Origin of the sequence: Terriglobus roseus (assembly GCF_900102185.1) — a bacterium.
GTDB lineage: Bacteria > Acidobacteriota > Terriglobia > Terriglobales > Acidobacteriaceae > Terriglobus > Terriglobus roseus_A.
In genome coordinates this window covers 3,643,836-3,658,470 of record NZ_LT629690.1, presented here as the reverse complement: position 1 = coordinate 3,658,470, position 14,635 = coordinate 3,643,836, and the positions used below count along the sequence as shown (strand labels likewise).

Here is a 14,635-nt window from a genome sequence, read left to right as displayed (position 1 = left end):
TCCATTCTAGGGTTAGTGAACGGTCAATGAAAAGCGCTATTTTCCGCGGCGGATTGGCTCCGCGTAGACTGGGAGTATGGAGATTCTCTTCGGGCTCCATCCCGTCACCGAAGCCGTCCGCGTACGGCCCAAAGACCTGGACCACATCACCGTTCTTTCCGGCCCGACTAACCCGCGCGTGGCCGCCCTGCTTGACCTGTGTCGATCAGCCCGCGTTCGTGTCAGTTACGGCAGCCGGGAAGAGCTGCAGCGCATGAGCCGGAGTGAAAATCACGGTGGTGCAGTGGCGTTCCTGAAAGAACGCAAGTTGCTGACGATTGAAGACTTAATTCATTCCGGCGGCGATGCGAAGCGGTTCTTCCTTGCTCTGGATGGGGTGGAAGATCCTCATAACATGGGCGCCCTGTTGCGTACGGCGGATGGCGCCGGCGTGGACGGCGTGTTGCTGCCTGAACGCCGGTCGGCACCCCTGAGCGGGGCTGCTGCGAAGGCGTCAGCCGGGGCGACGGAGCATGTTCGCGCTGCCAAAGTTACCAATCTGGTGCGCTCTCTCGAGGAGCTGAAGAAACACAATATCTGGATCATTGGGCTGGATGAGCGCGGCACCATGGACTACGACCAGTTCGACTTCAACACAGATATCTGCCTGGTGATGGGGCGCGAGGGGGCGGGGCTGCACGACCTGACCAAGCGTACCTGCGATTTTCTGCTGCGCATCCCGATGGCGGGTGCGGTGCCGTCGTTGAATGTGTCGGTTGCGGGCGCGGTCGTGATGTATGAGGCGGCGCGGCAGCGTCGCGTAAAGCAGCGTCCTGCTGACGAAGCGCCTGCGAAGGCGTCCAAGCCACGGAAGGGTCTCGGCTCTTAGCCGCCCATTTTCTGAAGATTTTCATGTCGCATTCCAATCCACACCGGCTCGTTCCGTATCTGCTTGCAGCGGCGTCTCTGCTGCCTGTTTCGTCTTTCGCTCAGCAAACTGAACCGCAACAACAGACGGAACAGCAACAGCAGCCTGCGCCCAAGGGTAAGGTGCTGTTTGAACGCCACGAAGAGCCTGTTGCACCCGAACCGGAGCAGCCTGCTGCTGCCCCGACGAAGCCGGGCGAATCTTCCAGTGCGCATCCACCTCGTCTGCGTAGACGCTCGCCGGATGATGCGGCAGACGCCGATGGTTCGCCAGTAGAACCTGCACAGACGGCAGCTGCGGAATCGTCTTCCAGTAGCTCTGGAGAAGCGGTGGAGGGGGCGTCGCCTTTAGTCGTCACGGAAGCCGATCTTGCTGCTGCGGCGAAGGTACCTGCCGAAGCGCGTCGTGCACCTCTTGTTGCCGCACGCGATCTGGATGTTCATCTGAATACCCACACCGGACTGGCGGAAATTCGCGCGCAGATTACGGTGAAGAACACCGGCACGCAGCCGCTTTCGGCGATTGCGTTGCAGGTTTCTGGCGCATTGAAGTGGGAGAGTGCGCGGATTGCGCAGGGAAGTACGCTCAAGTTGGAACAGCATCATCTTCGCGACGATCTGGACCACACGGGTGTGGCATCGGAGATGCTGCTAACGCTTCCTGAACCGCTCGCCCCTGGCGCTGATACCAAGCTGGATCTTTATTACGGTGGCACGATCGCAGCTAGTGGAGCGCGTCTGTTGGAGTTGGGAGCGCCCACGGAAGTTGCTGTTCGCACGGACTGGGACACGGTCACCGATGCCTTTACGGGGCTACGCGGTATGGGCAATGTGCTTTGGTATCCCGCTACCGGCGATTCCGCGTTGCTTAAGGATGGGGCCGCAGTGCCGAAGGCTGTGGAGGCGAGTCGCGCGCGTGAAGTGGAGAGCGCGTTCGCACTTCATCTCACGCTGGAGTATGAGGGCGCACAGCCGGATGCTGCTTTCTTCTGTGGCAATCGTCAGAAGCTGACCGCTGCTGCGGAGGGTGTTGCTACGGCATCGTGGTCAATGGCAAAGCTTGGGCCGCGTACTCCTTCGTTGTTCGTGACTCTGGCGGCTCCACAGGAAGTGGCAGGCGGTTTGGTGCGTGTTGTTACAGACGCGGCTGATCGTGCTGCTTCTATCGGTGAGGCTGCTGCTCGTTTGCGTCCGATGCTGGAGCAGTGGCTGGGACCTAAGGCTTCGCGTCCGCTGGATGTGATTGATCTGCCCATTCCTGATGCGGCGGGATATGCGGACGGTGCGCTTCTGGTGGCTCCGTTGCGGACGGCACAGCCCGCGGCGATTGCACCTTCGTTGGTGGTACCGCTGACCTCGGCATGGCTGCCCGATGGCATCGACGCTGCATGGCTGCGTGATGGCATTCCGGAGTTTATGCAGGCGCTGTGGGCTGAGCGTGGCAACGATCGCACCGTAGCCCTTGCTGGACTGGCATCGGAAGCGAAGCGTCTGCGCCAGATGGACGCGGATGCCTCGCCGCAGATGAGTTCTTCGTCGTCGGATGCGCCGGTTGTAGATGGTCCGGTTACGCCGCTATCGACATGCACGCAGCCTTCTTGTGCGCGCGTGCGTTCTGCTTATGTTCTGCAGATGTTGCGAAACATTGTGGGTGAGGACGCGCTTCAAGGAGCGCTCTCCGGATGGCGATTGAAGCAGGAAAACGCGCCTGGGTCTGCTGCGCAAGAGACTTCGAGTTTCGAACAGATGGTGCAGCAGGTTGCCGGAACGAAGAAGCTGGACTGGTTCTTCCAAAGCTGGATTCAGGGAACGGGATCGTTGCCGCAACTGGAGATTGCCGCGATTGCGCCGCGCAAGATTGAACGCGCCGCTGCACCGGCAAACCTGTTGCCGCAACATCAGCAACCTTATGGTGGACCTATCGGCAGGGAAGTGCAGGCACCGCCTGACGATCCTCGCGCTCAATGGGGTGGAAGTAAGGAAGTGGCACAGGCCGGTTCATGGCTTGTTGCGGTAGAGGTACAGAACACCGGCGGAACGGATGCTGAAGTTCCTGTGACTGTGCGCGCCGGAACGCTGACCAACACGCTTCCACTGCGTGTTCCTGCGCACGGCAAGGCCACGATTCGTATTCCGTTTGAAGCAGAGCCGGCAGAGGTGTTGGTAAATGATGGCAGCGTGCCGGAGGCAGGAGCGTCGCTTCATCGTCGCTCCATCACGATCGCTCCGACACAGCTGCGTTAAGGGAAGGGCAGCCCTTTCAGGCAGCGTCTACTGAAGAGGAAATCATTCGTTCGGCGGACATGTATGTGTCTTTATGCATCAGCGTCCGTGCCTGGGCCATCGCTCCACACTCATGCTGCTGTTCGTGTTTTGCGAGGGCACTCTCGTTGCTCTCCGTTGCCACTGTGGAGAAGCAGCGGTGGCAGATGGAGTCGTACGTTTGATTTGGGTTTTTTCGATGAGAGTAAGCAGGCGCTTGGGTGCTGACGGCTTCCACGGGAACCCCCTTCCTTGTCAACGGTTGAAGTGCGTGTAAGTGCACGGGCCGGACAGGCGTAGCCAATGTCTGAGCGACTCGGAAGTCTGTATTGGCGAGTAGACGCCCACCCAAATGCGTTTGGCAAATGGCTATATCTGGCAAATTGCGTTGCGTCGTAAACTGGCGCGGCACTTTATAGTGAGGCACATGCGCGTTCGCGACCACCTTCTCCTGCTACTGGATTTGATCGGCACAGCTCTTTTTGCGGCAGAAGGTGCCACGGCCGGAGTGCATGTTCGGCTGGATCTTCTTGGGGTGCTGGTGGTTGCGTTTCTTACGGCACTGGGCGGTGGTATCGTGCGCGATATCCTGCTTGGCGCCACACCTCCGAATGCCATGCGCGACTGGCGCTATGTGGCTACTGCTCTTACCGCAGGCTTGATCGTATTCACTTTGCGAACGTCGATCGCCGCCAGTGGTGAGGGCTGGGTACAAGTGCTGGATGCGGCGGGTCTAAGCCTTTTCGCTGTGGCTGGCGCGACCAAGGCGATTGAGTATGGAATCCATCCGCTGATGGCGACGATGCTGGGTGGGCTGACGGCGGTGGGCGGCGGTACTCTCCGCGACATTCTCATCAACCAGATTCCGAATGTGCTGAAGGCAGATGTTTACGCGGCTGCGGCTCTGCTTGGAGCAGCAATCACTGTCACGCTGCGGAAGGTTGGCATTAAGCCTCCCATGGCGGATGTGGCAGGGATTGTCTGCTGCTTTGCAACGCGTATGGCAGCGGTGCATTTCCATTGGAACCTGCCTATCGCAGGTTGAACATCTACCTGCAGATGGCGGTCAGATGTCCGAAGGTATTCTCTAACGGCGTATCAAGAAAACTGACCCTGCCGCAGACCATGTCGTGATCGCTTCCAGGAGTGGGGTCTACGTGAACATCCTCAACAGCGTAGTGGTACTGTCCTTCGCTGTCGGGCCAGACCATCATGCAGTCCGATCGAATACCAAAGCGATAGGCCGGATGATGCGTGGCCAAGGTTGTCTGTATTTCGAGAGGAAGACAATCCACGCCGCCAAATTGCTGGTACGTGCGTAATACATTGCCTTCTTTGTCAGGGTTGTAATCCGCAGCGTAGAGCAGGCCACCGTAACGATGTGCCTGTTCCGCAAGGAAACCACAAACAGAAATTGTGCTGTCCATCTGGTTCGCAGTGGGAATGCCATCACGCACCCAGAAGCCATGATGCGTGGCGACACGCAACGGCTTTTCGTCACCGGGACGATGCACGCTGCAGGCAATCGCAAGGCGATTCTGTGTTTTCAGAATGAGCGAGTCCGAAACGTCCAGTGGCTGCGTGCGTTCGTTATCTTCCCCCACGCCTTCGAGATGGCGCACGACGCCATCACCCCATGTGTGATGAATTTCGATTTCGTCGATGGGCCATCGTGATGCGATACAGATGCCTAACGATTCTCGTTTACCCCAAAAGCTCTGGATTGTCATGGGCACAAACGAAAAGTAAGGCAGGGGGCTGAGGTGCGCAATCATGCTGGCTCGGAAGTCCTGCAGGCAAAGAACGTCAGGAACCACGGCACCAGGATCTGATAAGCCCTTGAGCCAGGTGACGGTTGATGGTATCTCCTCGGGAGTATTACCTATAAAACGCTCCCCGTTGAGAGACCACACTTGCAGCGGTTCCATTGCACTCCTCTTGTTTGTTGCTTTAAGCAGACAAATTCCAAAGTAATGTGTGAGCGTCCTGCATGTGTTCTCACTTACCCCTTTTCCTGTACTTACAGGCACGCTGATGTAGAGAAACGATGTATTGCCTGTTTGAGTAAGAGATGGAGCTGACTTCTATTGTCGATGAAGCTTTAAGCCCAATCTATTCACGGCTTTTTCGCTACGGAACCGCATGGTTCGGCTGATTTCCCGCAGTTCCAGAGTTTACCGTCACAGACTGCATGGCATGTAAGTACAGCTTTTCGGATCGTGTGCTTGCCAGTGATGTTTATGTCCTCATAGTTTGCAATACGTGCAAAAACAACACCAACAAGAGACCGGCAACACGGTTACGGAAGAGGGGCTTCGCGCCTCCGAAGATGTTCATCAATGGTTCTCGTCTGTTCTGACTCGCATGGAGTCAAGCTCATTGGCGGTCTTTGGTGATTTTTGTATTGATGCCTATTGGGACCTGGATGAAGGCGAAGAAGAGTATTCGCTGGAGACAGGTCTGAAGGTAAGGCGCGTACGACGGCAGAGGTATTCACTCGGCGGCGCAGGCAATGTAGTTGCGAACCTGGCAGCACTGAACGTGGGACATGTTCAGGCGCTCGGCATTAGCGGTACCGATCCATTCGGAGAGGTGATGCACAGCATGCTGTCGGACTATCGCAATTGCAAATGCGATGTCATTGAGGATGCCGCATGGCAAACCATGGTCTACGCGAAGCCATGCATCGGAAACCTGGAAGAAGGCCGGATCGATTTCGGTAGTTTTAATGAATCGAACGAATCCGTTACGGAACGTTTGCTGGAGCGATTGGAGAGCGCTGCAGCAAGGCACGATGTGGTGATTCTCAATCAGCAAGTGGAGACGGGTGTGTCTTCACCGAAGCTGATCGAACGTATGAACGGCATCATTGCAAGTTCGAAGAAGGCGGTGTTCCTTGTGGACGCACGCCACCACCTGGAGAAATTCTCCGGTGCTCTTCTGAAGGTGAACATGGGCGAAGCAGCAAAGCTTCTCAATGAAGCTCCTGAGTCGCTGCATGAAGATGAACGAGCCATCGAGTTTGCAACGCGTATCTACGAACGCACTTCCAAGCCGACCTTTATTACACGCGGTGACAAGGGAATCGCCGTGGCGGCAGATGGAAAAGTTTCGTTGATCGCAGGATGGCCTGTTGAAGGTCCGATCGACACAGTAGGTGCAGGAGACACCGTGGTTGCAACGATTGCTGCGGCCCTGGCGACAGGGGCAACACCGTTGCAGGCTGCCACGTTGGCGAACCTGGCAGCTACCGTGACCGTGAAAAAGCTACAAACGACCGGCACCGCGTCGCCGGCCGAAATTCTGGCAGCAGCGGGAGTGCGATACCCGTAGCGATCTTTAACTTCGAGTACTGAACAGCCCGGTCAACGGCCGCGAAAACCTTCGCCCGACCGGCCCGGACCAACAGTGCTCAAAATCAGCAGACGAAGCTCCTGACCGTGTTGTTTTGCCGCAGTTTTATTTGCAGAAACACTTCGTCCGCGAACAACTTAACTGGAGGCAACAAATGTACTTTCGTTCTACACGACCCCTCCCAGGGTTGGCATCTCTCGTATTTTTGTGCTCCGCTCCGCTCTTTGCGCAGGGAACACAGGCGACGCTGGATGGCCAGGTAACTGATAGCGGCGGCGCTGCGTTGCCGGGCGCCAAGGTTATCGTCCTGAATGTCCAGACAGGTGTATCCACGACAACGGTTACTGGTGAGGACGGCTACTATCACGTGGTCGCGCTGAACCCAGGACAGTATTCCATCACCGTCCAGCAGGCTTCATTCACCACCAGCATCCGGAATGGTGTGCAGCTTTCTATCGCTGAGCGCGCGGCCATTGACTTCACTCTTACGCCCGGTAACGTGAATGAAAACGTCACCGTGACCGCATCGGCGGCGCAGCTTGAGACTGAAACGGCTACGCAGTCCACGGCGCTTGGACAAGAGAAGTTGATGGCTCTGCCAACGCAAGGTCGTAATCCGATCTCGGCTATTTTCTCCGTGCCCGGTGTTCTGGTCACTTCGTCCGATACGCGACTGCGTGCTTTCGATATCGCAGGTACCTCGGGTATCTCCGTGAACGGATCGCCGAATAGCACAAACGAAATTCTGGTGGATGGTATGAGCGCTCTCCAGAATGGAGCCTCGGCCTCTTACATTCCAACGCAGGAAGCAACAAGCGAAGTTCGTGTGCACACCACGAACTATGATGCTGCATACGGATGGACGCTTGGTGGTGTGACCAACATCCTGACCAAGAGCGGTACCAATCAGTTCCACGGAGCTGCGTGGGAGTTCTTCCAGAACACAGTTCTCAACGCGAATACGTTCAATAGCAACTACACCGGAACGCCGCGTTCTTCCTCGCACATCAACATCTTCGGCTTCAACATCACCGGCCCCATTATCAAGAACAAGCTCTTTGCCGCGTACACGTTTGAAGACCTGCGGCAGAGCATTCCTGATCCATTTGTTGTATCCGTTCCGACGGACCTGCAAAAGGTGGGCGACTTCTCGCAGACGGTTGATGCAAACGGCAAACAGATAACGATTTATGATCCTTTCTCGACAACGACTGTAAATGGTGTGTTGACGCGTACTGCGGTTCCAGGAAACAACCTGAAGAACCTCAGCCATCCCATGAATCCCGTTGCTCTGAAGGTCCTGTCGATGCTTCCTTCCGGCAATGTAAAAAATGCTCCTATTACCGGGCTGAACAACCTAACGAATGGCCCTGGCAGCCGCAAGTTTACGGACTACTTCCCGGAGAATACGGTTCGCGTGGACTACACCATGAGCGAAGCGACGCGTATCTTCGGACGCTATTCTCGTAACTCGCTCACAGAAGCACGTGGTTTCCGTTACTCGACAACTTCCGCTCTGAACATTGCGGATACGAGCACGAATAATCCGTTCACGCGTGAAAACCACAACGGAACGGTACAGCTTACCCAGATTGTGAACCCAACGACCGTGGCCACCGTACGCGTCGGCCTTGAGCGCTTCAAGTCGGCAAGCGGTGGTGCACAGGGCGTGGGAACGGGGCCTAGCGCGCTCGGATTCTCGTCCGGCTTCGCTGGTCAAGCAGCTAACATCTTCCCGCAATTTACCTGGGCTAACTACAACGGCGCGGGCGCAACTCCGCCTAACATCACCACGAGCTATAACTACACGATTGGCGCTTCGGTGGCCAAGACCGCTGGCAACAACAATATGACAGCCGGCATTGATATGCGACTGCTGCGTAACAATGTTCAAAGCCCCGGTAATAGCTCTGGCAAGTTCGTCTTTGATCAGCAGTTCACTGGTTCAAATCCCAACGCCGTAAATGCCACGTCGGGCAATGCGATTGCATCGTTCCTAATGGGCACACCGCAGTCGGGCTCTATCGATGTGAACAGTTTCCCGACACGCCAGGTGAAGATGGTCTCGCTGTATTTCCAGGACGATGTGCGTGTTCGGAAGAACCTGACCCTGAATGTGGGACTGCGCTGGGACTATCAAGGACCACTTACCGACCGGTTCAACGGATTGGCAACCTTCAATCCGTCGACCCCAAATCCATTGGCTGTGCCGGGACAGTCACTTTACGGTGGCCTGGTGTTTGCCGGTGTCAATGGACAGCCTCGTAACGTGACAAACCAGAAATGGGGCAACCTAGGACCGCGCTTCGGCGCTACTTATCAGGTTGATAAAAATACGGTGCTGCGTGGCGGTTACGGATTGCTCTATGGCCAGGTTGTGAATGATCCAGGTGAAGCGCCTGGCTTCAGCTACACGACCAACATGGTAACGTCGGTTTCGGCGGGTGTTCCGGCGAACACGCTGACGGATCCGTTCCCAAACAGCAGTGTTCAGGCACCTTCATACGCTTCCAACGGTCTGAAGACATACCTGGGACAGAGCTTTTCGTATGCAAGCCAGAACGCGAAGCCAGCCACTGTACAGCAGTTCTCCTTTGGCGTTCAGCATCAGTTCCCCAAGGACTTCCTGTTTACCGCGTCGTATGTGGGAACGCGCTTCGGGCGTCTGCCGGTTAACCATCAGATCAACGCAGTTCCTCTGAGCGCAGTGGGCTATGGCAATGCTTACCTCACGGCAAGCGTCGCAAATCCATTCGCTGGCCTGCTTCCTGGAACGGCGCTGAACGGTGCAACGGTTCAGCGGCAGCAGCTGTTGGCACCGTATCCACAGTTCCTAGTGGGCACTATCACCGGTACCAGCGGCATCACCGAGCAGTACATCCCTATCGGTACATCCAGCTACAACGCTGCTCAGTTCGTGCTGCAGAAGCGCTTGTCGTACGGTCTGGACTTCTCGGTGCAATACACCATGTCTAAGCAGTTGGATCAGAAGCTTTACTCCAACCCGCAGGACACGCAGCTACAGAAGGTGATTGCAGCGTGGGACATTCCGCGTAACATGCAGATCAGCCTTCTCTGGCAGTTGCCCTTCGGCTCGAATCGCGCCTATGGATCGCATCTGGTAGCTCCCGTACGCTGGGCAATCAGCGGATGGGATATGGGATCGCTGGTACGTCTGCAGGCAGGTATGCCGCTTGATCTGACGAACAGCACGAACTCAGTGCCAATTGGCAATCCCGCTCTGGCGCATCCGACCTTGGCTCGTTGGTTTAATAACTGCACCATCAACCCATCCACAAACACGACAACGAATTGCCAATCGGGAGAGACTCCTGTCTGGTCCATTCGCCAGGCGTATCAGTTGCAGACGTGGAAGACGCGTCTTTCCAGTGTTCGCCTGCCGGGTGTGCATAACATTGATATCTCGCTCACGAAGAACAACAAGATCACTGAGCGAGTGAATGCAGCGTTCCGTGCTGACTTCATCAACGCTTTCAACTCGCCGCAGTTCTTCAACGGCCCAACCTCTGATGTGAACAGTGCGAACTTCGGCAAGATTCTGGGCGTAAGCGACCAGAGCAATCTGCCGCGATTCATTCAGTTCTCAATGAAGGTTGAGTTCTAACCAGAAGCCATAACCCCCGCGGCTACCTTTACATTTCGGTGCTGCGGGTTCTATTAAGGAGGGGCGGCGATGACCTATCGGCATCTCCGCCCCTCTTACCCGTACGAAGGATGCTGAATTTGTCGAGCTCGTGCTGAGAACGCAGTACGATGTTTGAGCTTCAGCCCAACACCATAGGTGGACCCAAGATATGTATTCCACGCCGCGTTTCCTTGCTGTGCTCGCCTCCGTTGCGACTCTCGCTGCGCCGTTGACGGCGCAGTCCAACGCTGCGCCTTCTTACAAGTTCTCTCCACAGGGGCAAGCTGTTGTTCAACGCCTGTCCTCATTTGCATCGCTCGACGCGCGCGAATGGCAGTATCACGAGGGGCCGATTGAACATGGTGAGAGCCCAGCTCTCGATACTTCTAACTGGAAGACGATCAAGCTCCCGTTTGTTGCGCCGAAGGAAGAGATTTGGATTCGGCGATGGATTGAAGTGCCGAAGACACTGAATGGCTACGACCTTACTGGCACGCGCATCACGTTCAAGGTGGATGTGGGTGGCTACGGCCCGGGGCGCGGCTATCTCTACGAGATGATCTATTACAACGGTCGCAAGGACACGGAAGGAACGTACATTGGACCGCGCACTGTTATTGATAGCGCGAAGCCCGGCGACAAGATTCTGATTGCGGTAAAGATGCCGCCCAGCACAGACATCAAGCATTTTGAAGGTGCTTATGTTGATGTGAACTTTGTGCCGAATCGTCCGGATCCAACGGCGCTTGCAACGGAACTGGTTTCTGCGGCGGAGCTGCTTCCGGCTCTCATCTCCGATCCGAATCAGCTTGCGGCTCAGGAAAAGCTGCTGGATGCTGCCGCAACTTCTGTCAGTCTGAGCGCTCTCGACCGCAATGACCAGACTGCATTTGATGCCTCGATGGTGAAGGCGCAGGCTGCTCTGGAGCCGCTACAGCCGCTGCTTAAGAAATTTTTCATTCAACTTACCGGCGATGCACACATTGATGCGGCATGGTTGTGGACGGCTTCTGAAGGCGTTGATCAGGTTCATTTCACATTCGCCAGTGCGATCGAGATGATGCACGAATATCCGCAGTACATTTTTTCGCAATCGAGCGCGCAGTATTACGAGTGGATCGAAGAGAAGTTTCCTGCGTTGTTCAGCGAGATTCAGAAGCGTGTGAAGGAAGGTCGCTGGGAGCCAGTGGGTGGCATGTGGATTGAACCCGATCTCAACATGACCGACGGCGAATCGCAAGTGCGGCAGCTGTTGCTGGGTAAGCGGTACTTCCTGAAGAAGTTCAACTATGACGTCAAGGTCGGATGGAATGTTGATTCCTTCGGTTATGACTGGCAGCTTCCGCAGATCTATAAGAAGTCGGGAATTGATTACTTCGTCACGCAAAAGTTGCGTTATAACGACACGAATCAGTTGCCCCTAAAACTTTTCTGGTGGCAGGCTCCGGATGGCAGTCGTGTGCTTTCATATTTTCCGCACGACATTGTGAAAGATACGGAGGCGTCAGAGATTGCGCAGGACGCGGCTGTTGCGATGCGGCTCAATCCTGGTCAGCAGCAATTGATGCATGTTTTCGGACCCAGCCTTGGTCGGCTGAACATCTATGACGCGCGCACGGCTATTCAGAATGGCATCAATTGGTCGAACCCCAAGCGTGTCTATCCTCGTGTTGAGTTCCGGACGTCGCAAGCATTCTTCGATGATATGAACGCGCGTGTTGGCACCACAGGTATGCCTGTGTGGAATTACAAGACGCTTGCTGCGGGCAATACGCAGCTTCCCGCGCCTGCTGCAGGCAAGATCAGTCTGCCTGTGTGGAACGATGAAATCTATCTAGAACATCATCGCGGCACGTACACCACTCATAGCGACCAGAAGGCTCATATGCGTCGCAGTGATCAGTGGCTGTTGGATGCGGAGAAGTTCTCGTCTCTTGCATGGCTCAGTGGTTTGAACTATCCCGGTGAATCCTTTACGCAAGCGTGGAAGAAGAAGGCGTTCAACGAATTTCATGATGTTGCATCGGGAACTGCGATTGCTGCGGCCTATGTTGATGCACAGCACGACTATGACGAAGCGCATCGCATTGCCAACGAAGCTGAGGGCAATGCGCTACGTGAACTGCAGCACCATATCAACACCGCTGCGCAGCCGGGTGTTCCTGTCATCGTGTGGAACAGCCTGAGCTGGAATCGTTCCGATGCGGTGACTGCAACAGTGCAAATGCCGCATGCAACGCCGAATGGCATCAGCGTGCTCGATGCAGACAATCAGCCTATTCCTATGCAGGTCTTGTCGCAGGACAAGTTAACCAACACATATCAACTACTGTTGAAGCCAAAGAGTGTGCCTGCGATTGGATATACCGTGTTGCATGCTGTTCCTGGTAAGCGTGCGGTTCCGAGTGATCTATCGGTGCATGGCACAACGCTGGAAAACAGCTTGCTGCGCGTAACGCTTGATCCTAAGACGGGTTGCATTACTAGCCTTTATCGGAAGGACGCGAAGTTTGAGAATATCGCTCCCAATCAATGCGGCAACAAGCTTGAGACGTTTGTTGACTTGGGGCGCGGCCTGACGGAAGTGAATATGGACAGCATCCGCGTCGAGGATGCGTGGAATATCGATAAGGGATATGACAAGCAAGAAACAGACATTACCCAGCTTGACAGCATCCAGACGATCGAGAGCGGCCCACTGCGTTCTGTCATCCGCATCAAGCGGCATTGGAGTAAGTCCACGTTTGTGCAGGACATCACGCTGTATGCCAACTCGCCTCGCGTTGACGTGGTGAATGACATTGACTGGCATGAGACACACGTTCTGCTGAAGGCGAGCTTCCCGCTTACCGCAACGAGCTCGACTGCCACGTACGAGATTCCGTACGGAAGTATTGAACGTCCTACGACACGCGACAATGTCATTGATGCAGCCCGCTTTGAAGTCTCAGCACAGAAGTGGGCGGACCTCGGCAATAGCGAGCATGGCTTGAGCCTTATCAACGATTCGAAGTATGGCTACGACGCGCTTGGCAACACGCTTCGTCTGTCGTTGCTTCGCGCGCCGCTTTATCCCGATCCAACAGCTGATCGTGGTCATCATCACTTCAGTTACTCGCTTTATCCACACGCTGCTTCATGGAAGCAGGCCGATACGGTTCTTCGCGGCTACGAATTCAACTATCCGATGGAGGCTGTGCAGGCGATTCCGCATGGCGGCGATCTTCCCGCGAATCACTCTCTCGTTCATGCCGCTCAACACAACATTGTTGTGACATCGATCAAGAAGAGCGAGGACGATGACAGTCTCACTCTGCGCTTCTATGAATGGGCTGGTGAGAAGACACGCGCCAAGATCACTGTGCCTGCAGGCGCAACGCAGGCTACAGAGACCAACCTGATGGAGCAGCCTGTGAATGGTTCCAACGCGCAAGTAGCTTTGCATGGCGATGAAGTCGAGTTCAATGCAGAGCCTTATTCCATTAACACCGTGCGTCTGGTGTACCCGTCGCGCGGCAGCGGCATGTGGCATTCACAAGGTACAGAGCGAGCAACTAAGTAAGAGCAGCAAAACAGAAGGCGGATGCAAACTTGCATCCGCCTTCTTGCTTATTGTGTATGCAGCAGGATTAGTAGAAGGTTGTCTGTTCCTGCGGCTTGTCTTTGATACCCAGCGGTTCCAGCAAAGCTTTGGCTCCGAGCTTCATCAGACCGAGTTCCGTTAGCGACTGGAAGAACTGGAAGCCTTGCTCTCCGAAGCGGCGCACATCTTCCGCGCTGCCCGCCGGGCGGCCCAGCCATTTGCCATTGCGCTGTGCTGCTGCAACGATTTTCGTAATTGCCTCTTCCAGCAGAGGCTCATCCTGGCGGCCACGCAGGCCCAGTGAGAAGGATAGATCGCTGACGCCGATGAAGATTACGTCGATGCCGGGCATTGCGGCAATCTCTTCAATTCGGTCAACGGCTTCTGCTTCTTCAATCACGCATACCACCAGAATGTTTGCATCGGCGGAGTCGTAATAGCTGCCTGGTGCGGGCCAAGTGGCGACTGCGAGGCCTGCACCTGAGCCACGGCGGCCAAAGGGAGGATAGTGGCATCCATGAACCGCCTTCTGTGCACGTTCTACATCGGAAACAAAGGGAAAGATGACTCCCTGCACGCCTTGATCAAGTACGCGCTTTGCGAGCCATACTTCAGGCCACGGCACACGTGCGAAGACGGGTGCAGGCAAACCGCGTGTGGCCAGCACCATTGTGCGCAGAGATTCTAGGGAGAGGGAAGAGTGCTCCATCTCGCACCAGAGGAAGTGGAAGCCCAGCGTTGCTGCGTGCGCGGCGGTTTCTACGTTGTTCGAAGTGACGGTCATGCCCAGGACAAACTCGCCCGCCTTCAGTCTTTCGCGCACGACACTCCACGTGTCGTTGCTGGATGGGTGCCGGTCTGGGGCATATTCATTGGCCATTGGG

8 protein-coding genes are annotated in these 14,635 nt (G+C 55.7%); 6 read left to right on the top strand and 2 right to left on the bottom strand.

Annotation, left to right across the window (positions count from 1 at the left end):
- The first annotated feature begins 76 nt into the window (after nt 1-76).
- The 3 genes from rlmB (at nt 77) to BLT38_RS15340 (ending at nt 4,213) form a co-directional block, all read left to right on the top strand.
- Complete coding sequence (gene rlmB / locus BLT38_RS15355; RefSeq protein WP_083345968.1) at nt 77-868, top strand: 23S rRNA (guanosine(2251)-2'-O)-methyltransferase RlmB; 792 nt, start codon at nt 77-79, stop codon at nt 866-868.
- A gap of 23 nt (nt 869-891) precedes the next feature.
- Entirely contained in the window at nt 892-3,150 is a 2,259-nt protein-coding gene (locus BLT38_RS15350) for a hypothetical protein (RefSeq protein ID WP_083345967.1), read from the top strand.
- A 445-nt stretch (nt 3,151-3,595) separates the two neighbouring features.
- Nucleotides 3,596-4,213 (top strand): trimeric intracellular cation channel family protein, encoded by a 618-nt coding sequence (locus BLT38_RS15340; protein ID WP_083345965.1) that lies wholly within the window; start codon nt 3,596-3,598, stop codon nt 4,211-4,213.
- Nucleotides 4,214-4,217: 4 nt separating this feature from the next.
- Here the strand turns inward: BLT38_RS15340 and BLT38_RS15335 are convergent, their stop codons facing one another.
- Complete coding sequence (locus BLT38_RS15335; protein ID WP_156785155.1) at nt 4,218-5,096, bottom strand: hypothetical protein; 879 nt, start codon at nt 5,094-5,096, stop codon at nt 4,218-4,220.
- Between the two features lie 334 nt (nt 5,097-5,430).
- Between BLT38_RS15335 and BLT38_RS15330 the strand changes: the two genes are divergently transcribed.
- From BLT38_RS15330 to BLT38_RS15320, 3 genes are all read left to right on the top strand, one after another.
- Nucleotides 5,431-6,501 (top strand): bifunctional heptose 7-phosphate kinase/heptose 1-phosphate adenyltransferase, encoded by a 1,071-nt coding sequence (locus tag BLT38_RS15330; RefSeq protein ID WP_083345963.1) that lies wholly within the window; start codon nt 5,431-5,433, stop codon nt 6,499-6,501.
- A 175-nt stretch (nt 6,502-6,676) separates the two neighbouring features.
- Nucleotides 6,677-10,147, top strand: a complete 3,471-nt coding sequence (locus BLT38_RS15325; RefSeq protein ID WP_083345962.1) for a TonB-dependent receptor — start codon at nt 6,677-6,679, stop codon at nt 10,145-10,147.
- A 190-nt stretch (nt 10,148-10,337) separates the two neighbouring features.
- Nucleotides 10,338-13,730, top strand: coding sequence for an alpha-mannosidase (locus tag BLT38_RS15320; protein ID WP_083345961.1), 3,393 nt, complete (start codon nt 10,338-10,340; stop codon nt 13,728-13,730).
- Between the two features lie 67 nt (nt 13,731-13,797).
- Here BLT38_RS15320 and BLT38_RS15315 read toward each other — a convergent pair whose 3' ends face one another.
- The gene (locus BLT38_RS15315; protein ID WP_083345960.1) at nt 13,798-14,631 is read right to left on the bottom strand and encodes an HpcH/HpaI aldolase family protein; all 834 of its coding nucleotides are present in this window, start codon (nt 14,629-14,631) and stop codon (nt 13,798-13,800) included.
- Between the last annotated feature and the right edge of the window lie 4 nt (nt 14,632-14,635).

What these genes read in the sequence shown, in the direction of transcription:
- BLT38_RS15325 (WP_083345962.1), top strand. Translation starts at nt 6,677, where the DNA reads ATGTACTTTCGTTCTACACGACCCCTCCCAGGGTTGGCATCTCTCGTA.
- BLT38_RS15315 (WP_083345960.1), bottom strand. Translation starts at nt 14,631, where the DNA reads ATGGCCAATGAATATGCCCCAGACCGGCACCCATCCAGCAACGACACG.
- BLT38_RS15350 (WP_083345967.1), top strand. Translation starts at nt 892, where the DNA reads ATGTCGCATTCCAATCCACACCGGCTCGTTCCGTATCTGCTTGCAGCG.
- rlmB (WP_083345968.1), top strand. Translation starts at nt 77, where the DNA reads ATGGAGATTCTCTTCGGGCTCCATCCCGTCACCGAAGCCGTCCGCGTA.
- BLT38_RS15335 (WP_156785155.1), bottom strand. Translation starts at nt 5,096, where the DNA reads ATGGAACCGCTGCAAGTGTGGTCTCTCAACGGGGAGCGTTTTATAGGT.
- BLT38_RS15340 (WP_083345965.1), top strand. Translation starts at nt 3,596, where the DNA reads ATGCGCGTTCGCGACCACCTTCTCCTGCTACTGGATTTGATCGGCACA.
- BLT38_RS15320 (WP_083345961.1), top strand. Translation starts at nt 10,338, where the DNA reads ATGTATTCCACGCCGCGTTTCCTTGCTGTGCTCGCCTCCGTTGCGACT.